Source organism: Streptomyces sp. NBC_00104 (assembly GCF_045160825.1).
GTDB lineage: Bacteria > Actinomycetota > Actinomycetes > Streptomycetales > Streptomycetaceae > Streptomyces.
Window position 1 is genome coordinate 8,375,653 of the sequence record NZ_CP108215.1, and the last position, 22,707, is coordinate 8,398,359.

Consider the following 22,707-nt stretch of genomic DNA (forward strand, 5'->3'; position numbering starts at 1 on the left):
ATCGGGGTGACCGGCGGCGTCGGCTCCCGCCTCGCCGCACGACTCATCGAACAGGGCGACCAGGTCGTGGGCCTCCACCGCCATACCGAGCAGGCGCACACCCTGGAATCCGACGGAACAGAGCCGGTTCTCGGCGACCTGACGTCGCTCAGCGTGGACACTCCAGCCGCCCGTCTGAAAGGTGCCGACGCAGCCGTCTTCACCGCGGGCGCGAGCGGAGCCGGCCCGCGACAGGCGCACGCTGTCGACGGGCAGGGCGTGGATTTCACCGGCAACCGCCGCAGCGAAGGCAGGAGTCCACCTGTTCCTCCTCGCTTCCGCCTTCCCGTGCGCGGCTCGCCCTTCCGGACACGTGTCCATTGGTGGTGGGCGGAACATCAGGAGCGAGAGGTCTATGAGCACGCCAGCACGCCGTCGGGATGCGGCGCAGAACCGGACCCGCATCCTGGAGGCCGCCCGCGCAGCCGTTGCCGAGTCCAACGACGTCCCCCTCAACGAGATCGCCAAGCGCGCCGGTATAGGACAGGGAACGCTCTACCGGCACTTTCCCAACCGCGAAGCGCTCCTCGCCGAGGTGTACCGGCGCGATGTCGAAGAACTCGTGGTCGCCGCCTCCGCTCTGCTGGCGGGACACGAGCCTGTGGCAGCCTTGCGTCACTGGCTCGACCGAGTGATCGACTACGCCGACATCAAGCGCGGCGTCCTGGCAGCGCTTGAGGCGGCGGCGTGGCAGGACCTTGCCGCCCACAGCCACAACCCCATCGAGGGCGCCCTCGGTCACCTGCTGGACGCCGGTAAAGCGGCAGGTTCCATCCGCGCGGACCTGGACGCCCACGGGGTCCTCCTGCTCATCGCATACCTCGGCCGGCTGGACCGGGATGAGTGGGAATCAAGGGCACGGCCTTTGATGAACGTCATCCTCGACGGTCTTTCCCGACAAGACGCGGACCGGTGAGGGCAGAGGACTGGCCAGAATCGTCTGGCAGTTCACCAAGCGGAAATGACCGGGCACTGCTGACTGTTCATGGATGTGCCGAGGCCCGGCGGGCATCCGTGGCCTGGAACGTTCAGGTGTCGGCCGGGGCGGGTTTCCTCGGCCGGCTGGGGATGGCGCCTTCCGGGCAAGGCGCCTGGTCATGAGGTGATCGGCGGCGAGTGGCACATCGTGCGCTCCCATGGGGCGTTCACGCACACCGCGAAGGGAGCCATCGCCTCCTGACGGGCACGGGGCCTACGCCGCCGGGATTCCGTCACGCGTCGGTCCTCGCCGCGCGGGCCGCGAAGGCGGCCGGGGTGAGACCGGTGCGGTCGCGGAAGAAGCGGCCGAAGTTCGCGGGATCGGTGAAGCCGAGGTGGACAGCCACAGCCCGGGCGTCCCACCGGGCACCTCCCAGCAGGCGCCGGGCTTCCAGGAGGCGCCGCTCGTCGATGAGTTCACGCACCCCCTTGCCGGTGGCGTCCCGGGCGGCACGGCTCAGGGTGCGGACCGAACAGCCGAGCAACTCGGCGTAATCCGCGGCTTGATGCAGCTCGCGAAAGTGCAGCTCCAGGGCGTCCAGGAAGCGCCCGTACCTGTCGGCACGGCCACGGCCGGCGCGGGCCGTGGCCGCGGCCGTTGCCGTGCCGACGGGGGCGATGCCCGGGGAGTCGGCCAGGCGCAGCAGCAGCGATTCGAGCAGGCTGCGCCGCAGGGCGTGGTGGATGTCGAGGGGGCGGCGCCCCAGGGCGCGGTGTTCGTCCAGGAGCTGGAGCGCCGTCTGCCGGAGCCAGGCGGCGTCGTCGGGGTCCGGGCTGAGCACGGCAGGCGCCTCGTGCGCGGTGAGCGGGGCCAGGAGACGGGCGAGGTCGGGCCGCAGCACGTCCGGTTCGAACAGGATGAACGGGCCGCGGGCCGCGCCGGGCGGATGCCAGCACTGCGCGTGCCCGGGACGTACCCACAGCCACTGGCCGGGGGCGACCGTCCGCGTGACGTGGTCGACGTCGTGCCGCAACTCACCCTCGGTGACCAGGATCAGGTAGTGGAAGGTGGCACGGCCCGGACGGGGCGGGTTCCACGGCCAGTCGTCGTGCTGGGCGAAGAAGTCCTCGACGGTACTCACCTCAAGGCCGTACGGAGTCCCGACCGGGGGCTGGAAACCGTACAGCGGAACCGCAGCTGGTCCGGCCTGCCTGCTCGGCCCGGAGTGTCGCTTGTCGACCATCACGTGTCCGCAGTCTACCGCCCTTCCAGTCGGCTTCGACGGAAGGATGGAACGTGCCACGGCGCCCGCGCGGCGCGCCCTCCGCCTCCTTCGACGCCACAGTCCGCCACCACCTGAGAAGGCTCACCACCCATGAACGGATCGGCCCTGCACAAGACCGCCGCCGACTGCGCGGAGGAACTCCCCGGAGCCCAGCTGGAGCACCCCTTCGGCCCCGACTGGGAGGTCTTCAAGGTGCGCGGCAAGGTGTTCATGCTGATGACCGAAGTCCCGGGGCGTCCCGTCGTGATCCTCAAGGCGGACCCCGGCGAGGCCCACGCCCTGCGGCAGCAGTACAGCCACATCACCCCCGGCTACCACATGAACAAGAAGCACTGGATCACCCTGGAGAGCGGGGAAGGCGTCGACAAGAAGCTGGTCGAGGAACTCGTCACCGACTCCTACCGGCTCGTCGTCGCTCACCTGCCCAGGGCCGAGCGGCCCGTCGACCCGCACACCTACGGCACCGGCACGCGGGCTGCCCGGTGAGCGCGGCCGGCGACCGGCTCCAGGACACCGCCCGCCAGGCGGCCCTGGCCCTCCCCGACGTCAGCCACGGATACCCCTTCACTCCGGGACTCGACGTGTACAAGGTCGCGGGCAAGGTGTTCCTGATCGTCACCGACGACCCGGACGATCAGATCATCACGGTCAAGTGCGAACCCGAACCCGCCCGCGCTCACGTACGCGGCCACGCCTCGATCACACCGGGCCGCTATCTCGACAAACGCCACTGGATCTCACTGGGACCAGGCCCCGGCATCACCGAGCGGCTGATCACCGACGCGGTCGAGGATTCCTACGACCTGGTCGCCGAGCGACTGCCGCGACGCGACCGCCCCGGTGCCCGATGAGCGCCGCGAGCTTCCCCTCTCCGGCCTGGCCGAACCGCCGATGGTAAGTGGATCAACTTGCCTCAAGGGTGGCGCGGAGGTTACCTTCGCGTGGTGAGTCCATCGACTTACCTTACGACTCGGCAAGGAACAATGAAGATGAATCGTCTTGCGGGCAAGCGCGCCCTCATCACCGGCGGCACGAGTGGGATCGGTCTGGAGACCGCGCGGCGTTTTATCGCGGAGGGGGCCGACGTGCTGGTCACAGGGGTCACCCCGGCCAGCATCGACAAGGCGCGGCAGATCCTCGGGGACAAGGTGCCGGTGGTGCAGGCCGATGCGCGCGATCTCGATGCACAGCGCGGCCTGGCGGAGTGGGTGCGTGAGCACTTCGGACAACTGGACGTGGCGTTCCTGAACGCCGGCGTCTCGGACTGGCGGCCGTTCGAGGATCACACGGAGGACAGCTACGACCGGCTCTTCGACATCAACGTCAAGAGCGTCTTCTTCCTCACGCAGGCCCTGGTGCCCGTGCTGGCCAACCCGTCCTCGGTCATCCTCAACGCGTCCAACAGTGCGCACGGCGGTTACGGTCACTCAAACGCCTACGCCGCGACAAAGGCGGCTGTCGCCTCCCTGATGCGGTCGTGGAACGCGGACCTGCTCAGGTCGCACGGCATCCGGTTCAACGCGGTCAGCCCCGGCCCCGTGGACACCCCGCTGTACTCCGGCTCCAAGCTCGGAATCGAGGATCCCGACCAGCGGAAGGCGGTTCTGGAGGTGATCAGCTCCGGCATCCCCCTGGGTCGCATGGGCATGCCCGAGGAGGTCGCGGAAGCCGTCGTGTATCTGGCTTCCGATGCCTCCGCCTTCGCTGTGGGCCAGGACCTTATCCTGGACGGCGGCCAGACCGTCCTCTGACAGCGAGGATGCGGCTGGGAGACGGGCGAGGGGCGTGGGTATGTCGGTGGCGGACCGTGACCGAGCGGAAACCGGTGGCGATACGTGCCAGGCCGGGTATCACGCGCAGATCAAAGCGGAGAACCGCGCGCGCATCATCCGCGCCGCCCGCGACCTCTTCCTCGCCCGGGGATACGACAAGACCTCCCTGGCCCAGATCGCCAGGGAGGCCCGCGTCTCCACCGGCACCCTCTTCAAGCGGTACCCCTCCAAGGCCGCGCTGTTCGCGGCCGTCACCTCCGAACAGTGGCAGCTGGACGTGCAGTACGCCGCACCGCCCCCGCCCGGCGATCCCCGGTACGGTCTGGACCACATCGGCCGCGACTACGCCTGTCTGGTCTCGCGGCCCGGCACGGCGGCGCTGTGCCGCCTCATCATCACCGAACTTCCGCAGATGCCGGAACTCGCCGACATCGTCGGCACCGGCTTCGCCATCGACCGCGGACCCTTCTTCGACCGGCTCCGCGACTACCTGGACGCCGAAGCACAGGCCGGCACACTCGACTTCCGCTCGGCCGACGGACAGACACAGCCGACATCCGCCGTGGCCGAACAGTTCCTCGGCATGATCTGCGGCCAGCTCCTGTGGCCTCAACTCGTACGGACCGACTTCGTCCCGCCCGACCCCACCGACACCACGATCGTGGACGAAGCCGTCGCCCTCATGCTCACCCGCTATCGCACCGAATCCTGAATCCTGAACCCCGGACCACCAGTTCACGCTGCAGCACCCCGATACGTCGCCCTACCGGGACAGGCGCAGGTACGGATGACTCGACCGACAACCAATACCGGCGAGCGCGACCGGTCCTCCCCGTAACCAACAGCGGCCGACGGCTCAGCCGGGACCGTGACCTCCCGGTACTGCCGGCGTGCGCCCCCGGCGTCGCGCTCGGTGGCGAGACCACCGACAAGTGATCGACGAAATCCGCCAGCACGTGCGAACCCGGGAAGACGCCGGCCCCGCTGTCACGGTGTTGGCCTTCTGCGGCGGCGACCACCGCGGCTGCACCGGTTACTCAGCGCCACCAGCAGACAGCGCGTAGCCGGCTCGCGGCGGACCCCCTCATCCGCACCTGCTACCCGGTGCTGGCGCAGGCGATCCTGCACGGGGCGTCCGCCCAGCTGCGGAACATGGTGACCGTGGGAGGCAACCTGCTGCAGCGCACCCGCTGCATGTACTTCTACGACGAGAGCGCCGCGTGCAACAAACGCGCACCCGGCAGCGGTTGTGACGCCATCGGCGGGTTCTCCCGCGGCGGCGCGGTCCTGGGCGCGAGCGAGCACTGCATCGCCACGCATCCCTCGGGCATGGCGGTGGCGCCGGTGATGCTCGGCGCGGTCGTCGCGGCGGAGAGCGTGCGCGGCGTGCGGCGTATCCCGGTCGCCGAGTTCCACCGGCTGCCCGGCAACACGCCCCATATTCGTCGAGGTCGGGCATCGGCGGCGTCGAACAGCGCTTGGACCTCGTCGTAGGTCAGAGGCCGACGCCGGGAATCGCCCTCGTATACGCAAGGGAGCCACGGCCGTTCACGCGTCAGGGTCTCTGATCAGCAGAAACATCCGCGGCGAGGAGCTACGAACTGTTGCAGCCCATGCGATTCATCGTGTATCGCTCCTTCGCCCAGGCGCGCACGCTGTGCCGAGACGTAAGGATTTCGTCATCGGCCAACCCGGCCGCAGCGATCGCCCGTTCCGTTGAATGGGGATGACGACACGGACTCACGGAGCGAGAAGAGGGACGGCATGGGGCGCGTGCGGAGGGGACCGCTGACCATCGGGCTGCTGGTGGCGATGGTCGTGGGCGTGGGGGCAGGGCTGTACTGGTTCCAGCCGTGGAAGCTCTGGCAGGACGAGACGGTGACGGAATCCCTGCCCGGCGCCGTCGTGGAGGCCTCCCGGACCCCGGAAGCCGGCCCAGGAACATCGTCCGCCCCGTCGGAGCCGACCGGAGCCGTGACACTGGCCACCGGTGAGCTGATCAGCCACGAGCACACGACGACGGGCACGGTGAAACTCGTACGGCTCACCGACGGCACCCACGTGATCCGGCTGGAGCGGCTCGACACCAGCAACGGCCCGGACCTGCGCGTATGGCTGACCGACGCCCCGGTGAAGGAGGGCCGGGCCGGCTGGCACGTCTTCGACGACGGCGCGTACGCCAGCCTCGGCAAGCTCAAAGGCAACAAGGGAAGCCAGAACTACCCCCTGCCCGATGACGTCGACCCGACCCGGTACACCAGCGTCACCATCTGGTGCGACCGCTTCGACGTCTCCTTCGGCGCCGCCGAACTCGCCGAAGCCTGACCGTTCTCCCCGCCGGCACGGCTTCGCCCCCGACGCCCGGCCGCCGCCGTACGAGAAGGCGGTGGCCGCCGACACCCTGGTGCTCACCGGGCCCCTCTGGCCGGGCGACGACAGCTCGGTGACGAAGCAGGTGATCGAGCGGCTGTACGGCTGCTCGCGGCTGCTCGACTCCAGGGGCAGTACGCCTCTCACGGACACGTGGGCGGATGCCTCGTCCCGTCGGGCCGGGTCCTCGCCACGCTCCGGCCAGGGGGGTGCGGAGCACGGCATCAAGGGAGCGTAAAGATTGCCGGAACCAGGCAGTGTTTTGGGCGGGTCCACGTGTGAGTATTGCGGTCACCAGCGCGGTGACAGTGGGGGAGGGGCGGTGGAAGGCTGATGACCTGGTTTCTGGTTCTCGGCATCGGAGGAGTCGTACTCCTCGTCCTGTCCCTCGTCCTCGACGGTGTCCTTGAGGGCCTCTTCGAGGGCGTCGACGCGCTCGACGGTCTCTTCGACGGCTGGCTGTCGCTTCCGGTCATCGCCGGGTTCGTGTCCATGCTCGGCTTCTCCGGCGCGATCGTCATGGGCACCACCGGGCTCGGCGCGTTCGGCGCCACCGCGGTCGGAGTGCCCGCCGGAGCCGCCACGGGCTGGCTCGCCTACCGCTTCAGCCGCGCGCTGTTGAACGACCGGTCCGGCGCCGCCCCGCGCGACGACGACCTGATCGGCGCCGCGGGCTCGGTGGTGACGGCCATTCCGGCCGACGGCTACGGCGAGGTGCTGGTCCACCGGGCCGGGCAACCGGTGAAGCTCGCGGCGAAGAGCCCGAGCCCGGTGCCGCGAGGCGCCGAGATCTGGGTGGAGGAGGCGTTGTCGCAGACAGCGGTCTTCGTCCGCCCGGTCGAACGCTGACCCGCCGCGCAGGTCCGCACATCGGGCGCCGTCGCAGCGGTGGCGCCCATTCATCCACCATCCACGTGCACCCGTATCGATCTGCCGTCCCCTGGGAGGGCTGAGGGGGAAAACATCATGAGTCCAGTGGTCATAGCCGTTGCGGGAGTCGTCGTACTCCTCGTGTTGCTCGGCCTCGTCGTGGTCACCCGTTACAAGGTGGCGGGGCCCAGCGAGGCGTTCATCGTCACCGGCCGGCGCGGCAAGCAGGCCACCGACCCGGAGACCGGCCGGGTGTTCACCGACAACAGCGGCCAGAAGGTCGTGGTCGGCGGCGGGGTGTTCGTCGTGCCCTTCGTGCAACAGCGTTTCACCCTGGACCTGTCGTCCCGGCACATTCCGATCGCGGTACGCGGCGCGGTCACCCTGCGCGGAGTCAAGGCGAACCTCGAAGGCGTCGCCATCGTCAAGGTCGGCGGCACCGAGGACTCGATCCGCGCCGCCGCGCAGCGGTTCCTGATGCAGCAGGACGGCATCGTCGGCTTCACCCAGGAAGTGCTGTCGGGCGCGCTGCGGGCCATCGTCGGCCGGATGTCGGTGGAGGACATCATCCGCGACCGTGCCGCGTTCGCCGGTCAGGTCGCCGAGGAGGCCGAGGCGAGCCTGTCCGGGCAGGGCCTGGTGCTGGACGCCTTCCAGATCCAGGACATCACCACCGAGGGCTCCTACCTGGAGGACCTCGGCCGCCCCGAGGCCGCCCGCGCCAAGCAGGAGGCCGACATCGCCGAGGCCGTCGCCCGTCGCGCGGCCGAGCAGGCCCGGCTGAAGGCCGAAGAGGAAATAGCCATCGCCCAGCGGACCTTCGCGCTGAAGCAGGCCGAGATCAAGGCCGAGACCGACGAGGCCGCAGCCCGTGCCGCCGCGGCCGGCCCGCTCGCGGAAGCGGCCCGGCAGCAGGAGGTGCTCGCCGAGCAGGAGAAGGTCGCCACCCGGCAGGCCGCGCTGACCGACCGTGAGCTGGACACCAAGGTCCGCAAGCCCGCCGACGCCGCCCGCTACCAGGCCGAGCAGGAGGCCGAGGCCCGCCGCATCGCGCTGGTCAAGGAGGCCGAGGCGACCGCCGAACGGGCCAGGCTGACCGGTGAGGGCGAGAAGGCACAGCGCGCCGCGCTCGCCGACGCCGTCCGTCTCGAAGGTGAGGCGGAGGCCGCCGCCATCGGCGCCAAGGGTGCCGCCGAGGCCGACGCGATGCAGAAGAAGGCCGACGCCTTCGCCCAGTACGGCGACGCAGCCGTCCTGCAGATGCTGGTGGAGGTACTGCCGCAGGTCGTCGCCAAGGCATCCGAACCGCTCAGCGCGATCGACAAGATGACGGTGATCTCCACCGACGGCGCCAGCCAACTCTCGCGCACGGTCGCCGACAACGTCGCCCAAGGCCTCGAACTCCTCGGTTCAACCACCGGAGTCGACATCGCCGAGCTGCTGAAGGGCATGACCGGCCGGGTCGGTGGTGCGCAGCCCACGACGACGGCGCCCACCCAGGCCAACGGGAAGGTCGAGATCACCGGCTGACGCCGGCCATCGGCCGGAGGAGCGAGCCCGGGCGGTCCTGGAACCGCCCGGGTGGCCCTGGAACCGCCCCGGTTGGCGCGAGAAGGCCCTACAGATGTCGGGCATCGCACTTGAGGCAAGGGTGCGGACTTGTGCGCATGCCGGTTGCTTCAGGAATCCGCCCGCGCCGCGGCCGCGGACCGTGGCGCGGGAGGCCGGCTTCCTCGGCCGGCCGGACAGCCAAAGGCGGTTCGGGACGCGCGGGGAGGGACCGGGCGTGCTGACGTCGGCGCCAGTACGGCACCGACCAGGGAGGAGATCGCCCCGTACGCGTCCCTTCCCGCGGTCATGCGCTAGAAAGACGTCGACAACGCATCAACTTCGGGGAGACCCACATGGCGGGCCGGGACGCGTCCGAGGAACACGACGAGTACCTGAAGGGGTACGCCCGCATCCTCGCGAACGCCTCGGCGACCGGGCGCCGACTGACCCGAAGCGAACTGGATTCGCGCCGCGCGCTGGGCGAGCGGGCCGCGGAGGCGGGCCTGGGCCTGCGCGTCATGGTCGGCGCCCACATGGCAGCCACCCGGTCGCACTGGCCGACCGGGAACGACGTTTCCGTGGACGACGTGCTGGGCGCCGCGGCACAGGCCGTCGACGCGTTCGCCGAGGGCTATGAGCGGGCGCAGCGGATCGCCGTACGCCAGGAAGAAGCCGCTCGCCGCGAGTTCATCGACGACCTGCTGTACGGCCGCAGCGACCTGGGCCGACTGGCCCAGCGCGCGGAACGCTACGGGCTGCGGCTCTCGTACGAGCACGCGGTCGCCGTGGCCCGCGGCCCGGTCGCGTACGAAGAGGGGGACGCGGTTCTCCGGGAAGTGGAGCGTGCGCTGATCGGCCGGTTCGGCGACCGCAGCATCCTGCTCACCACCAAGGACGGCCGACTGGTGTGCATCGCCCCGGGCGACCAGAGCGAGGTACTCGCCCACTTCGCCAAGCGGGCGTTCGCGGCCACCGGTGGAGGCCAGGTGGGAATCGGCCGCCCGCAATCCGGGGCGACCGGCGTCGTCCAGTCTTACGAGGAGGCGCTCAACGCCCTCGACCTGGGCGAACGCCTCGAACTCGACGAACCTGTGCTGCACGCGGCCGACCTCCTGGTCTACCCCGTCCTCACCCGCGACCGGCAGGCCATGGCCGACCTGGTGGAGAACGCCCTCGGTCCGCTGCGCGGAGCCCGCGGCGGCGCCCAGCCGCTCCTCGACACCCTCACCCTCTATTTCGACTCCGGCTGTGTGTCCGCGGAGGCGGCGCGGCGACTCTCGCTGAGCGTGCGCGCCTTCACCTACCGCCTGGAACGCATCCACAAGCTCACCGGCGCGGACCCCTCCGACCCCGTCCACCGCTACACCCTGCAGACCGCGGTGATCGGCGCCCGGCTGCTGGACTGGCCGACGAAGCCCAACTGAAGCCATGACGGAAGCCATATGCGCAGGGAAGTCCGGTCGGCGTCGAAGGGGCACGCGTGCCCGCAACCTGAAGCAGGCTCAGGGCGTTCAGAGGCGGCCTCGTGGCCGGGCCCACGCTCGGTTCCGATCGGCCAGGGGGTCCGGGCCGGTACGCCGGTCCGGGGGAGGCGCTCGCGCAGTGCTGTCGCTCTCGGTCACCTCGTCGGGCGAGCTGTTCTTCGCCTCGTCCAACGATCTTGTCGGCCGGTTCGACTACACCACCGACCCCGACCATGTCGTCATCGACCTGTCCGCCGCCCACATCTGGGACGCGTCCTCCGTCGCCGCCCTGGACGCCATCGAGACCAAGTACGCCCAGCGCGGCGAGCGGGTGGAGATCACCGGCCTGAACGCCCCCAGCGCCCACCTTCACGGCAGGCTCAGTGGCGAACTGTCAGCCGGTCACTGACGGACTCACCGGCATGCCGCTCCTGCATCGGTGCCGCGCCCGGCCGAGGCGCCGCCCCGTGACCAGTCGGCGGCACGTGCGGCGCCTCGCCGTTTCCCTCACTGTCTGTTGGGGCGCCGTCAGTCAGGGCTGTGGGGCGCTGCCCATCTCCGCGGTGAAGAGCAGGGGGTCGCTGTCGAAGCCTCGGACCGTCCCGTGGAATTCCCAGGTTCCGGAAGCATCCCGGGTGAACTCCGCGACCGTCGCCGCGGTGGATCCGGAGACCTGCGCGAGGTCGTCCTTGAGGAGCTCCTTGTACCCCTCGACAACCAGTACTCCGGCGTTCGATATGTCGCCGAAGGTCTTGGGGCCGCTGTCCTGGTGGATCGCCACGCCCACGACCACCCGCGCGAAGGAGGGAGCGAGGCGATCGAACTCCAGGGTCATCACTTCGACGTAGCCGAAGCCCTGACCGGTCTGGCTGTGCCGGCTCATGTTGATGGTGCCGTCCGGCGAGCGGCTGTCGAAATGGACGACGTACACGGGCCGCCCGTAGGGGGCATCCGTCGAGTAGGTCGTGGCGATGATATCGAGGTGGTGCGGTGGCTGCTCCCAGGAACTCGGGTCCCACTTGAGCCGTACTTCGGCCTTCACCACTCCCTGCCTGTCGCCGCTCACCGGATTGCCGCCTCTCTCCTGCCAAGCCCCCGCGGGCTGGTCCCCGCAAGGTCAAGTATGGCTCTCGGACCACCCGTTGACGCCTTGTACGACCGGCCCCTTCGACGCCCGTACGGCGACGATCCCCGCCCAAAGGGTTCCTCTACGGGGCGAGCCGTGTGCTGCCTTACGTGAGCGGCGGACGCATCGCCTGCCGAGCTCCGCCTACGGCGTGTGCGGTGCCTTGCCGGCCAGGTAGACGGTGTTGGTCGAGGTGCCGCCTTGCAGGGGATTGTCGAAGTCGACGACATGGGCCGCCGCTTGTGCGAAGACTTCGGTGAGTGCGGAGGTGAACTGCTCGTCCGGCGGGTCGTTGGACCACAGGGCGAACACCCCGCCGGGGTGGAGGTGAGCGGCGAGGGCGCGGAGCCCGGCGGGCTGGTAGAGCGCCGCGTGGCGCGGGTGGAGCACATGGCGCGGTGAATGGTCGACGTCCAGCAGGATGGCGTGGAAGCGGCGGCCCGGCTCCTCGGGGTCCAGACCGCGGGGGTCGGCGGCCAGCGCGAAGAAGTCGCCGTGGACCAGGCGGCAGCGGTCGTCCGACGTGAGCCGGGCTCCGAGGGGCACCAGGTGCCGCCGGTGCCAGTCGATGACTTCGGCGAGCGCGTCGATCACGGTCAGCGAGCGCACCCGGGGGTCGTCCAGGGCCGCCCGGGCGGTGTAGCCGAGTCCGAGTCCGCCGACGACTACGTCCAGTCCGGTGTCCGGCAGTGTCGCCAGGGCGAGTTCGGCGAGCGCGATCTCGCCGGTCGTGAAGAGGCTGGACATCAGGTACTCGTCGCCGAGCTTCACCTCGTACACGTCGTCTCCTGAGACCGGGTCGCGGCGTCGGCGCAGACTGATCTCGCCGATCGGTGTCGGTCGCCAGTCGATCTCCTCCAGGCGCGGGCTCATCCGTTCACCTTTCTCACGTTCGTGGATGCACGGGGGCACGGGGGCTGTTGCCGACGTGGCGACGCATGCTCCCCCCTCCCGGTGGGGGAGGGGGGAGTCGGGGTGGCGGCCCGCTCAGGCGTCGATGATGACGGGGATGATCAGCGGCCTGCGGCGGTGGGTGCGGAAGGCCCAGTTGGCCACGGCGCGGGCGATGAGCTGTTCGAGCTGGTGGGCGTCGCCGACGCCTTCCTCGGCGGCGGTGGCCAGCGTCTTCTCGATGACGGGGATGACCGGCTCGAAGGTGGTGTCGTCGTGGACGAAGCCGCGAGCCAGGAAGTCGGGGGCCTCGGCCAGCCCGCCGGTGTCGGCGTCGACGATGGCCACGACCGTGATGACGCCCTCCTGGGCGAGGGTGACCCGGTCCTTGAGGGACGCTTCGGTGGCGCCGCCGACTTCCATGCCGTCCACGTAGACGTTGCCCGCGGGCACCTTGCCGGTGATGGAGGCGCGGCCGTCGACGAGGTCGACGACGACACCGTCCTCGGCGATGACGACCCGGTCGGGGTCGACGCCGGTGCGGATGGCGAGGTCGGCGTTGGCCCGCAGGTGACGGAACTCGCCGTGCACCGGCATGACGTTGCGGGGGCGGACGATGTTGTAGCAGTAGACGAGCTCGCCGGCGCTGGCGTGGCCGGAGACGTGCACCTTCGCGTTGCCCTTGTGGACGACGTTGGCGCCCCACCGGGTCAGGCCGTTGATCACCCGGTAGATGGCGTTCTCGTTGCCGGGGATGAGGGAACTGGCGAGCAGGACGGTGTCGCCCTTGCCGATGCGGATCTGGTGGTCGCGGTTGGCCATCCGGGACAGGGCGGCCATCGGTTCGCCCTGGGATCCGGTGCACACCAGGGTGATCTGGTGGGCGGGGAGCTTCTCCAGCTCCTTGGTGTTGACGATCAGGTTGGGCGGGACCTTGAGGTAGCCCAGGTCGCGGGCGATGCCCATGTTGCGGACCATGGAGCGGCCCACGAAGGCCACCTTGCGGCCGTGCTGGTGGGCGGCGTCCAGGACCTGCTGGATGCGGTGCACGTGGCTGGCGAAGCTGGAGACGATGACCCGCCGCGGTGCGGTGCGCATCACCTGTTCGATCGCGGGGTTCAGTTCGCGTTCGGAGGTGGTGAAGCCGGGGACCTCGGCATTGGTGGAGTCGGTGAGGAACAGGTCCACGCCCTCCTCGCCGAGGCGGGCGAAGGCGCGCAGGTCGGTGATGCGGTCGTCCAGGGGGAACTGGTCCATCTTGAAGTCACCGGTGTGCAGCACCATCCCGGCCGGGGTGCGCAGGGCCACCGCCAGGCTGTCCGGGATGGAGTGGTTGACGGCCACGAACTCGCAGTCGAAGGGGCCGAAGCGGCGCCGGTCGCCCTCGCGCACGCGCACCGTGCGGGGCCTGATCCCGTGTTCCTTGAGCTTGGCCTCGATGAAGGCGAGGGTGAGCTTGGAGCCCACGAGGGGGATGTCCGCCCGCTCCCGCAGCAGATAGGGCACACCGCCGATGTGGTCTTCGTGGCCGTGGGTGAGGACGACGGCGACGATGTCGTCGAGGCGGTCCCGGATGGAGGTGAAGTCGGGCAGGATCACGTCCACGCCGGGCTGGTTCTCTTCCGGGAACAGCACACCGCAGTCCACGATCAGCAGCTTGCCGGCATGCTCGAAGACGGTCATGTTCCGGCCGATTTCGCCCAGGCCGCCCAGGGCGGTGACCCTCAGGCCTCCGTCCGGCAGCGGAGGGGCGGCTTTGAGTTCTGGGTGCGGATGGCTCATACCCTCACGTTATCGAAGAGTGCGCCGTGCTGATCCACTGCCCGCCGAGTGGACGCGAGCGCGGTGCCCTGCCGGGCGCCTCCGGCAGGGCCGGGGGAGGGACGGGGAGCGGTGAGGACGGGAGCCCCCGCCGCCGCTGGGCCGCACCCCGGGTGCGCCGGAGACCGTCCGGGGTGCCGAGCCGAGGGAGGCCACGAAGACCACCGCCCGCTCCTGCGGCGGCGGTCCGTAGCCGTCAGGTGACGGGGGACGAGGCCGGCAGTCTCTGGTCGGTGGCCCAGGAGGTGAGGATGGGGAGCCGTTCGTGGGTGGGGGACCCGGGGGCGGCGGTCCAGACGGTGAGGTGCTGGTCGGGGTCGGGGTCGGTGTTGGCGGTGAGGGTGTCCCAGTCCAGGACGAGCTCGCCGACGACCGGATGGTTGAGGGTCTTCGTGCCCACGGTGCGGGCGGCGACGTGGTGATCGCCCCACCAGCGGGCGAACTGCTTGTCCCGCAGGGACAGTTCACCGACCAGCTCACCCCGATGGTCAGCGACATGATCGCCAAGGGGGAGCTCGACCGCGCCGAGGCCGAGGCCAACCAGCCCATCAACCGGCTCGGCGCCGCCGAGGAAATCGCCCAGGCGGTCCTGGGGCTGTGCAGCCCCGGAGCGATTTTCGTCGTCGGCGTGGCCCTCCCCGTCGACGGCGGTCACGTCGCCCGCTAGGAACCCCCCACGAGCCGAGAGACACCATGGAATTCATCAAGCAGCAGCCCAGCAGCAAGGCCCCGGCGGACTGGTTCACCGGCGACATGCGGTGGGACGTCATCGTGGCCGGCCAGGAGCCCTCCCGGATACGCGCCAACCTGGTCCGCTTCTCACCGAGCGCGCGTACCCACTGGCACGCCCACGCCCTGGGCCAGACCCTGCACATCGTGTCCGGCACCGCCCTGATCGGAACCCGGGACGGCACTCTCTTCGAGGCCCATCCCGGCGAGACGGTCGCCTGCCCGCCGAACGAGGAACACTGGCACGGCGCCGCACCCGACCGGTCCGTGGAGCACATCGCCCTGTGGGAGGGCACAGGCGACGGCACCCCCGAGACCGCCTGAGCCGAGCCGGTCACCGACCAGCAGTACAACGGCCCCCGCACCCGCGACCGGTAGCCACGGCCCATCGATCACGCGCCCCGGGCTCACTCAGGACGTCAGGACGTCAGGGCGTCAGGAAGTCCCCTCTGCAACCCCGGGGCGCAGCGGCTTTGTCCTGCCCCGCACCGCGCGAAGGTGCCCGGTCGGGACCACGTGTGCTGAACGACCACGCCGAGCAGCACGGACCGACGCCCCTTGCAATACCGAACGACTCGGTTTAGTTTTATGGCGGGTCGGATGCACTTCCCGTTGGCCGGCCCGCTTCGAAAGGACCGTTCCTCATGCGTTACGCCGTCCTCGGTACCGGCATCGTCGGCCGGACCGTCGCCGCCAAGCTCACCTCCCTCGGCCACGAGGTCGTCATCGGCACCCGACGCCCGGAGGCCACCCTCGCCCGCACCGAGCCGGACTTCCTGGGCAACCCGCCCTTCGTCACCTGGCATGCCGACCACCCGGCCGTGCCGCTGCGGACCTTCGCCGAGGCCGCCGCCTTCGGTGAGACGGTCGTCAACACGACCGCCGGCGCCGCCGCGCTCGATGCCCTCGCCTCGGCGGGCAGCGCCAACCTGGCGGGCAAGGTCCTCATCGACATCGCCAACCCGCTCGACTTCTCCGCCGGGATGCCGCCCTCGCTGAACCCCGTCAGCACCGACAGTCTCGGCGAACAGATCCAGCGCGCCTTCCCCGAGACGAAGGTCGTCAAGACCCTCAACACCATGCCGTGCCGCATCATGATCGAGCCCGGCCGCGTGGCGGGCGCCCACGACGTCTTCGTCTCCGGCGAGGACACAGACGCCAAGAAGCACGTCACCGAACTGCTGCTCTCCTTCGGCTGGCCCGAGGGCGCCATCGTCGACCTCGGCGGTATCGACACCGCCCGAGGTACCGAGATGCTGTTCCCCCTCGGCTGGAGCCTGATGGGCGCCCTCGGCCACGGCGACTTCAACTACCGCGTCCAGGGCGCCCGCTAGCCCTCCCACCGGAGCTTGCCGCTCGACCAGGACGACGCGGGGCGGCTGGAGTGCGCCGGTCCGATAGGGTGCCAGGGGCGGTCGTCGACCGAACGGCTGCCCCCCGGAACGTATGAGGAGAACCTGGCCGCCGCCGACACGGAACTCGCCGTCGGCCACCTTCCGCAGATTCGGACGGCCGTCAGCGAACTTGGCATCCAGGGCGCTGACACCCCTGACGCAGGTCGAGAAGTGGCTACCGAGGAGTGCTTCCAGGCGCGAAGCTGACAATGCCCCGTTCCGCCACAGCGGCACCGACGACCGGATACCCGTATGACCACTCCCGAGAAGCCCCCAGCCCCTGCCCGAGCCGCCCCCGTGACGCTGTCGGCGTCGAACGGGATGAGTCGTGGACTGACCCTGCTGTTCGCCGTCGCCGGCGGGGCCGCGGTCGCCAACCTGTACTGGGCCCAGCCCCTTCTAGGCTTCATCGGACGTGACCTTGACGCCTCCTCCACGACGGCGGGCTGGCTCGTCACCGCGACCCAGATCGGTTACGCCGCCGGCGTGTTGCTGGTCGTACCACTCGGCGATGTCCTCGACCGGCGCCGGCTCGTCCCCGTGATGATGCTGTGCGCGGCCGCGATGCTCGTCGCCTGCGCGCTCGCGCCTTCGATCGGCGTTCTCCTGGCCGCCGTCACCCTGCTCGGCCTCACGACCGTGTCCGGCCAGATCCTCACTCCGCTGGCCGGAGACCTCGCCGGCGACGCCGAGCGCGGCCGGGTGGTGGGCACCGTCGTCTCCGGCCTGCTCGTCGGCATCCTCACCTCCCGGACCATCAGCGGCCTCGTCGCCGATGCGGCCGGCTGGCGGGCGATCTACCTCATCGCGGCCGCGGCCGCCCTCGTGCTCGCCTTCCTGCTCCGCCGCGCGATCCCCCCGCTCGCACCGAGGGCACACCTGCCCTACCCGCGGCTCATCCTCTCGGTGGGGGAGGCGGTCCGGCAGGAACGGACCGTGCGTTGGACCCTGGTGCTCGGCGCCACCGCGTTCGCCGTCTTCACCCTGTTCTGGACCGCGCTGACCTTCCTGCTGAGCAGCCCGCCGTACTCCTACCCCGTCTCCGTCATCGGCCTTTTCAGCCTGGCCGGCCTCGTCAGCGCCCTCGCCGCCCAGCGGGTCGGCCACCTTCACGACCGGGGCTGGTCCCTGCCCGCCACCGGATGGGGCTGGGCCGGCGTCGTGGTGTCGTTCGTGGTGGCTGCGCTCGGTGGGCACTCCGTCGTGCTCATCCTGGTCGCCATCGTTCTGTTGGACATCGCTGTCCAAGGCGTGAACATCCTCAACCAGATGAGGCTGTTCACCGTCTCCCCCGAGGCGCGCAGTCGGCTCAACACGGCTTTTGTCACCTGTAACTTCATCGGCGGCGCCATCGGCTCCGCCGCGGCGTCCCTGCTGTGGTCCACGGGTGGTTGGACCGCCGTCTGTCTGACCGGCGCCGGCCTGAGCTGTTTCGCCCTCGCCGTGTGGGCCGTCGGCCGCCGGGGAGCGCTCGTACCTCACCGCAGGCCTGGCGGATGAAGCCGTCGCCCTTCCCGGCCGCCAACTGCTCCGCACTCCACACCGGCCCCGCCGCGCCGCGCTCGTACCCGGTGCGGTGCCTCGCCGACCTCGCCAGTGCGTACGCGATTCGCGAACCGAGCGGGTCAGTTCGCTATTCTCTGACCATGCGCACGACGAAGACTGGTAAACCGGCGGGGCGGACCCGCTCGGCCGAAAAGCACGAGGCGATCCTGACCGCCGCCCTGGAACTGCTGGCCTCCCAGGGATACGTCCGGATGACCCTCGATCAGGTGGCGACCGCGGCCGACGTCAGCAAGTCCACCATCCACCTGCGGTGGAAGACCAAGGCGGACCTGCTCACCGCCGCGCTCGCCACGATGCGCATGGCCGACGCCCCGCCGCCCTCCGGCGACATCCGCACCGACCTGCTCGCCATCCTCCGGGACTTCGACGCCAACATGGAGCGCGTCAACGGCATGGCGCTGATCGGCACCTGCCTGGCCGAAGAGGCCCACACCCCCGAACTGATCAATCTGCTGCGCGAGCGCACCATCGGGCCCCGCCGGGCCCTCTTGCGCCAGGCACTCCAACAGGCCCGGGACCGGGGAGAGATCCGGGAAGACGCCGACCTGGGAACGGCCGCGGCCGCGCTGCACGGCTCATACTTCTCCGACCACCTGGCCGGACGCGGCGGCCGCCCCGAATGGGCGGAGCAAGTCGTCGACTTCACCCTGGCCGCCCTGCGCACGTCCGGCTCATGACCTCGCCGTCGCGGGACGACGGGACGACGGGTGCGCGTCTGGGCGCCGCACGCCCCTCGCCGGACCTGTGGTTGCCGCCGGATCGGTTGCGTGCACGGAGAGCCGCTCGGCAGTCGTGACGCCACGCCACGCCGCGCCACGCGGCGCCGGTGGCGGTCACCGCTCCGCGGTGCCCCGGGGTTCGATGCGGAAGTCGAAGGCGAGGGTTCCGGGATCGAGCGCCGTCGCTCTGCCGTCGACGGTCAGAACCGCGCCGTTGACGTAGGAGGCGGCCGGAGACAGCAACCAACCGATCGCCGCCGCGACTTCGTGCGGCTCACCCGGGCGTCCCAGGGGCAGTGGGCGGGTCGCCTCGTCGTAGGCGGCCTCCGCGCCGCCGTCGCCCAACCCCGCTTCCGCGGCGAAGCGCGCCATCCGCCGGTCGGCCATCTCGCTGCGCACCCAGCTCGGGCACACGATGTTGGTGCGCAGACCCTGGCGTCCGTAGTCGACGGCCAGCGAGCGACAGAGCTGGAGCAGGGCGGCCTTGGAGGTCGCGTACGCGGCATTGCCCGCGCCGTTGCGCAGGGCGGAGACCGACGCGACGGCGACCACCGGCCCGTGCGACCGCAGGAGGTGGGGGAGCGCCGCACGCAGAAGAAGCAGGGGGCCGGTGACGTTCGTGCGCATCACGTCCTCCCAGTCCTCCAGCGCCAGGTCCCCGACGGTGCCGCCGCGGCCGATGCCCGCGTTCAGGACGAGCCCGTCCAGCCGGCCGAAGGACGTCAGGGCCGCGTCGACCAGGCTCACGGCGGCGTCGGGGTCACCGACGTCGGACGGATGGGAGAGGGCCCCGGTCTCCTCCGCGAGGCGGCGCAACGGCTCGGGTGGACCTTCTTGCTCATGCAAGTAACATGCACCAAGCTAGTGAGGTCCTTACGGCCCGCCTGTGACGTGGACTCTTGGCATGTCCGCACGGTCCTGGAACCCGTCTACGCGATCTTGTGAGTGTTGTCCCTCCGGCGGGCTCGCCGGGCGCCCTGGAAGGACCGGTGTGGATCCAGAGATAGTCGCCGCCCTGCTGGTTGCCGCGACCGCGGCCGGATGGGTGGACGCGGTGGTGGGGGGTGGCGGGCTGATCCTGATCCCCACGCTGCTGGTGGCGTTTCCCACGATGGCGCCCGCCACGGTGCTGGGCACCAACAAGCTGACGGCCATCACGGGCACCGGCGTGGCCGCCGTCACCTATGCGCGGCGTACGAAACTGGACCGGTCCGTGGCGCTGTCCGCAGCCGGACTCGCGATCCCCTCGGCCGGGTTCGGGGCTCTGTCCGCCTCCAGCCTGCCGGCCGACTGGTTCCGGCCGTTGATCATGGCCTTGCTCATCGGGGTGGCGGCGTTCGTGACGCTGCGCCCGAGCTTCGGATCCGTGATCGAGACCGCCGACGCCGTCAGCCGACGGCGGAGGATGACGGCCGTCGCCCTGGCAGGCTGCGGCGTCGGCTTCTACGACGGCGTCTTCGGACCCGGTACCGGAACCTTCCTCATCATGAGTTTCACCGCCCTGCTGTCCATGGAGTTCCTGGAGAGTTCGGCGCTGGCGAAGATCGTGAACGTCGGGACGAACCTCGGCGCGCTCACGGTCTTCGCCGTGCAGGGCCACATCCTGTGGACCCTGGGCGCGGGGATGGCCGTCTGCAACATCGTGGGCGCCACCCTCGGAGCCAGGACCGCGCTGAAGCGGGGCTCCGGCTTCATCCGCGGCGTCCTCCTCGTGGTCGTCACCGTGCTGGTGATCAAACTCGCCTTCGACCAGTTCGGATGAGGCCATGAGACCTGAGGTCGCTGCGCGAGACGTCGCGATCTCGGTGGATCGGTCTCCACCACCGAGTTCACCACCGCTGTCGTCGAGGCCGTCGGGTCGCCGGCGAACAGCACTGGTCCTTTCGGCGGCTCAGCCCGCGTCGGGCGTGCCGCGCGGGACCGAGGGTTCGGCGGCCTGGGTCGGGGTCGCCGACGGCGCGGTGGTCTCGGCACCGGTCCTGGAGGGTGGGGTCGACGGGACGGGGCTCGGGGGTTGTTCGGTGGGCTGGGCGGTGGCGGTGGCGGTGGCGGTGTCGGGGGTGCGGGATGTCGGTGGGGTGGGGGAGGGGCTGGTCGCCGGGGGCGGGGCCAGGGGGGCCGAGGGGACGGCCGGGGCTTCGTTCCCGGCGAGGTGCAGGGGGAGGGCGATGAGGGCGACGGCCGCGCAGGTCGCGGCGGCGCCGACGGCGGCCCGCACGAGGCGGCGGCGGGCGGCGGTGCGGCGGATCGTCTCGTAGCGGCCGGGGGGTGGGCCGAGGCGGTCGGCGGGGGGACGCAGGATGACGGTGAGCGGATCGTCGGGCTCGAAGTCCGGGCCCTCGTCAGGCCGTGTGATCAAGGCTTCTCCTCAGATGGGCGCGGAGCAGTTCGCGGGCCGCGTGGAGGTCGGCCTTGACGGTTCCTTCCTTGCGTCCGGTCAGCGCGGACACCTCCCGGATCGGCATGTCAGCGTAGTAGTGCAACAGGATCGGCACGCGCAGCCGTTCCGGCAGCGACTGTACGAGCAGCCTGACCGAGGGGTCGGACTGTTCGGCGTGGTCGGACCGTGGCCGCACCGCGGCTTCGGCGGTGACCCGGTGCATCGCCCTGCGTTCGCGTTCGAGCTTGCGCCAGTGGTCCCGGACGAGGTTGGCCGCGGTGACGTAGAGGAAGCCGTGCGGCTCCGCCACGGACGTCCAGCGGGCCCACAGCCGGGTGAACGCCTCCGAGGCGATCTCGTGTGCCGTCTCGTCGTCGTCGACCAGCCGACGGCACCAGCCGGCGAGGCGCGGGTAGAGGGCGGCGAACAGCTCGGACGCGGCCTTCTCACGGGACCGTTTCAACGCTCTCCATGGTCGTGATGATGCGACAAGTGGCAGTGGGGGACGAGTGGTTGGCGGAACGAGCGGCGAGCTCCGGCTCACCGGGCCGTGGCTCGCGGCGCCGTCGCCCACCGGGCCGTCGCTCACCGGGCCGTCGCTCACCGGGCCGTCGCTCACCGATCGGTGGCGCTCAGCGTGGCGAAGACGATCACGTTGTCGCGGTACTCGTCGCCCGTGCGGGGCCCGCCGCAGGTGATGAGGCGCAGCGCGGGGCGATCCACGTCTCCGTAGACCTCGTCGGCGGGGAATTCGGCCTTGGCGACCGTCCGTACGGAATCGACGGTGAACTCCGGTGTCGTGCCGTTCTCCAGGCGCGCCTCGATCCGCTCGCCCCGCCGCAGCCGGGCGAGATGGCGGAAGACGCCGTCCCCGTAGGTGCCGACCGTGACATGGCCCAGGATCACCGACGGGCCGGTCTGCCCCGGGGTCGGCGAGTGCCGGTACCAGCCCGCCCGGTCGTGCGCCGTGACCGGCGGCACCTCCACGGTGCCGTCCGGGGCCAACCCCAGCCGGATGACCGGGGTGTCGACCTCGATGGCCGGTATCAGCAGTCTGACGGGGACCGAACGGCCGAGGGGCCGCGCGACGCCGGTGGCGGACGGCGAGGACGGGGGCGGGGACGCGTCGCCCGCGGGGGGCGCGGTCGTGACGTCGTCGGTGCGTCGGCCGTCGCAGCTCACGAGCAGCGAGGCCGTCGCCGCGGCGGCGAAGGCGCGCCTGGAGAGCGGGGTCACGCCTCGTTCGCCCGCCGGCGCCGTACGAGAACGACGGCCGCGCCGCCGCCGAGGAGCACCGCGGTGGCGCCCGTGCCGACGAGTACGCCGGTGCTGCCGGACCCCTCCGACGTCGGCGTCGCACCGGTGTCGGGCGCGCCGCTGGGAACGACGGAGACCTGGCTCGGCGTCGGGTCCGCGTCGCCGTCCTCCGGAGCCCTGGTGGGCTCCCCCTCGGACGGATGCTCGGTGGCCGCGGGGGTGGACGGGACCGGGGTCGCCGTCGTGGAGGCCTCCTGCGGTGCGGCGGACGGGCTCGTGTCGTCGGCGAACGCGGGCAGCGCGGTCGCCAGCACGGCGGTGAAGGCGAGTGCCGTGGCACTGAGGACGGTTCGGCGCATGAGTCGCTCTCTCTCGTCGGGTTCGGCGGGCCGTCGTCCCCGTCGGGTCGGACGGGGACGACGGCTTCGTGGGCCGCCCGGCCGGTTGCCCGGGACGCGGCGGCATCACGTATCGAGCGGAGAGACGAGACAGCGGCGGGACGCGTTGTAAAGAGATCGCAAAGTCGTCGTTCGGAGGCTCGGGCCTCGATCCGCT

At 70.7% G+C, this 22,707-nt stretch carries 23 protein-coding genes and 6 pseudogenes; 19 read left to right on the top strand and 10 right to left on the bottom strand.

Translation table 11 applies throughout. From position 1 onward, the window contains the following. Positions 1-6 precede the first annotated feature (6 nt). Positions 7-216: pseudogene (locus OG272_RS36750) on the top strand (NAD(P)H-binding protein); the annotation flags it as partial. A 178-nt stretch (positions 217-394) separates the two neighbouring features. After that, complete coding sequence (locus tag OG272_RS36755) at positions 395-955, top strand: TetR/AcrR family transcriptional regulator (RefSeq protein ID WP_327727454.1); 561 nt, start codon at positions 395-397, stop codon at positions 953-955. A 295-nt stretch (positions 956-1,250) separates the two neighbouring features. Here the strand turns inward: OG272_RS36755 and OG272_RS36760 are convergent, their stop codons facing one another. Then, positions 1,251-2,099 carry an AraC family transcriptional regulator gene (locus OG272_RS36760; RefSeq protein WP_327727453.1) on the bottom strand — a complete coding sequence of 283 codons (849 nt, stop codon included), beginning with the start codon at positions 2,097-2,099 and terminating at the stop codon, positions 1,251-1,253. A gap of 234 nt (positions 2,100-2,333) precedes the next feature. On the opposite strand from OG272_RS36760, the gene OG272_RS36765 reads away from it, so the two are divergent. The 11 genes and pseudogenes from OG272_RS36765 to OG272_RS36815 form a co-directional block, all read left to right on the top strand. After that, entirely contained in the window at positions 2,334-2,729 is a 396-nt protein-coding gene (locus OG272_RS36765; protein WP_327727452.1) for an MmcQ/YjbR family DNA-binding protein, read from the top strand. Continuing rightward, positions 2,726-3,094, top strand: a complete 369-nt coding sequence (locus tag OG272_RS36770) for an MmcQ/YjbR family DNA-binding protein (RefSeq protein WP_327727451.1) — start codon at positions 2,726-2,728, stop codon at positions 3,092-3,094. The genes OG272_RS36765 and OG272_RS36770 overlap by 4 nt, the downstream gene beginning before the upstream one ends. A 138-nt stretch (positions 3,095-3,232) precedes the next feature. Next, positions 3,233-3,994, top strand: coding sequence for an SDR family oxidoreductase (locus tag OG272_RS36775; protein ID WP_327727450.1), 762 nt, complete (start codon positions 3,233-3,235; stop codon positions 3,992-3,994). A gap of 40 nt (positions 3,995-4,034) precedes the next feature. Then, the gene (locus tag OG272_RS36780; RefSeq protein ID WP_327727449.1) at positions 4,035-4,727 is read left to right on the top strand and encodes a TetR/AcrR family transcriptional regulator; all 693 of its coding nucleotides are present in this window, start codon (positions 4,035-4,037) and stop codon (positions 4,725-4,727) included. A 344-nt stretch (positions 4,728-5,071) separates the two neighbouring features. After that, a pseudogene (locus OG272_RS36785) lies at positions 5,072-5,458 on the top strand (FAD binding domain-containing protein); the annotation flags it as partial. 321 nt (positions 5,459-5,779) lie between these two features. Continuing rightward, entirely contained in the window at positions 5,780-6,340 is a 561-nt protein-coding gene (locus tag OG272_RS36790) for a DM13 domain-containing protein (protein WP_327727448.1), read from the top strand. A 16-nt stretch (positions 6,341-6,356) separates the two neighbouring features. Continuing rightward, positions 6,357-6,556, top strand: a pseudogene (locus tag OG272_RS36795) (flavodoxin family protein); the annotation flags it as partial. A 162-nt stretch (positions 6,557-6,718) separates the two neighbouring features. Continuing rightward, the gene (locus tag OG272_RS36800; protein WP_327727447.1) at positions 6,719-7,234 is read left to right on the top strand and encodes a hypothetical protein; all 516 of its coding nucleotides are present in this window, start codon (positions 6,719-6,721) and stop codon (positions 7,232-7,234) included. A gap of 117 nt (positions 7,235-7,351) precedes the next feature. Continuing rightward, positions 7,352-8,785: an SPFH domain-containing protein gene (locus OG272_RS36805; protein WP_326575998.1), complete on the top strand. Its 1,434-nt coding sequence runs from the start codon at positions 7,352-7,354 to the stop codon at positions 8,783-8,785. 374 nt (positions 8,786-9,159) lie between these two features. Continuing rightward, a complete protein-coding gene (locus OG272_RS36810; RefSeq protein ID WP_326575996.1) occupies positions 9,160-10,230 on the top strand; it encodes a helix-turn-helix domain-containing protein in 1,071 nt (356 codons plus the stop codon). A gap of 202 nt (positions 10,231-10,432) precedes the next feature. Further along, a pseudogene (locus OG272_RS36815) lies at positions 10,433-10,678 on the top strand (STAS domain-containing protein); the annotation flags it as partial. Between the two features lie 123 nt (positions 10,679-10,801). On the opposite strand, the gene OG272_RS36820 reads toward OG272_RS36815, so the two are convergent. The 4 genes and pseudogenes from OG272_RS36820 to OG272_RS36835 form a co-directional block, all read right to left on the bottom strand. Next, entirely contained in the window at positions 10,802-11,335 is a 534-nt protein-coding gene (locus OG272_RS36820) for a TerD family protein (RefSeq protein ID WP_326575994.1), read from the bottom strand. Between the two features lie 204 nt (positions 11,336-11,539). Beyond that, a complete protein-coding gene (locus tag OG272_RS36825; protein WP_327727445.1) occupies positions 11,540-12,268 on the bottom strand; it encodes a spermidine synthase in 729 nt (242 codons plus the stop codon). Positions 12,269-12,382: 114 nt separating this feature from the next. Next, positions 12,383-14,068 carry a ribonuclease J gene (locus OG272_RS36830; protein WP_327727444.1) on the bottom strand — a complete coding sequence of 562 codons (1,686 nt, stop codon included), beginning with the start codon at positions 14,066-14,068 and terminating at the stop codon, positions 12,383-12,385. Between the two features lie 235 nt (positions 14,069-14,303). After that, positions 14,304-14,585 (bottom strand): annotated as a pseudogene (locus OG272_RS36835) (transcriptional regulator); the annotation flags it as partial. On the opposite strand from OG272_RS36835, the pseudogene OG272_RS36840 reads away from it, so the two are divergent. The 5 genes and pseudogenes from OG272_RS36840 to OG272_RS36860 form a co-directional block, all read left to right on the top strand. Continuing rightward, positions 14,586-14,774, top strand: a pseudogene (locus OG272_RS36840) (SDR family oxidoreductase); the annotation flags it as partial. A gap of 26 nt (positions 14,775-14,800) precedes the next feature. Further along, the gene (locus tag OG272_RS36845; RefSeq protein ID WP_327727443.1) at positions 14,801-15,160 is read left to right on the top strand and encodes a cupin domain-containing protein; all 360 of its coding nucleotides are present in this window, start codon (positions 14,801-14,803) and stop codon (positions 15,158-15,160) included. A gap of 320 nt (positions 15,161-15,480) precedes the next feature. Further along, entirely contained in the window at positions 15,481-16,170 is a 690-nt protein-coding gene (locus tag OG272_RS36850; RefSeq protein WP_326575986.1) for an NAD(P)-binding domain-containing protein, read from the top strand. 381 nt (positions 16,171-16,551) lie between these two features. Continuing rightward, positions 16,552-17,730 (top strand): MFS transporter, encoded by a 1,179-nt coding sequence (locus OG272_RS36855; RefSeq protein ID WP_405895534.1) that lies wholly within the window; start codon positions 16,552-16,554, stop codon positions 17,728-17,730. Between the two features lie 146 nt (positions 17,731-17,876). Further along, positions 17,877-18,473 (top strand): TetR/AcrR family transcriptional regulator, encoded by a 597-nt coding sequence (locus OG272_RS36860; RefSeq protein WP_327727440.1) that lies wholly within the window; start codon positions 17,877-17,879, stop codon positions 18,471-18,473. 156 nt (positions 18,474-18,629) lie between these two features. Here the strand turns inward: OG272_RS36860 and OG272_RS36865 are convergent, their stop codons facing one another. Further along, entirely contained in the window at positions 18,630-19,361 is a 732-nt protein-coding gene (locus OG272_RS36865) for an SDR family NAD(P)-dependent oxidoreductase (protein ID WP_405895535.1), read from the bottom strand. Between the two features lie 145 nt (positions 19,362-19,506). Here OG272_RS36865 and OG272_RS36870 point away from each other — a divergent pair, with 145 nt between their 5' ends. Beyond that, the gene (locus OG272_RS36870) at positions 19,507-20,277 is read left to right on the top strand and encodes a TSUP family transporter (protein ID WP_326575978.1); all 771 of its coding nucleotides are present in this window, start codon (positions 19,507-19,509) and stop codon (positions 20,275-20,277) included. Positions 20,278-20,406: 129 nt separating this feature from the next. Here OG272_RS36870 and OG272_RS36875 read toward each other — a convergent pair whose 3' ends face one another. The 4 genes from OG272_RS36875 to OG272_RS36890 form a co-directional block, all read right to left on the bottom strand. Next, positions 20,407-20,874 carry a hypothetical protein gene (locus OG272_RS36875; RefSeq protein WP_405895536.1) on the bottom strand — a complete coding sequence of 156 codons (468 nt, stop codon included), beginning with the start codon at positions 20,872-20,874 and terminating at the stop codon, positions 20,407-20,409. Continuing rightward, entirely contained in the window at positions 20,858-21,358 is a 501-nt protein-coding gene (locus OG272_RS36880) for an RNA polymerase sigma factor (protein ID WP_326575974.1), read from the bottom strand. Before OG272_RS36880 ends, OG272_RS36875 begins: the two co-directional genes overlap by 17 nt. A 152-nt stretch (positions 21,359-21,510) precedes the next feature. Next, positions 21,511-22,131, bottom strand: coding sequence for a class F sortase (locus OG272_RS36885; protein WP_405895537.1), 621 nt, complete (start codon positions 22,129-22,131; stop codon positions 21,511-21,513). Then, positions 22,128-22,511 (bottom strand): sortase-dependent protein, encoded by a 384-nt coding sequence (locus tag OG272_RS36890; RefSeq protein ID WP_327727437.1) that lies wholly within the window; start codon positions 22,509-22,511, stop codon positions 22,128-22,130. The genes OG272_RS36885 and OG272_RS36890 overlap by 4 nt, the downstream gene beginning before the upstream one ends. Between the last annotated feature and the right edge of the window lie 196 nt (positions 22,512-22,707).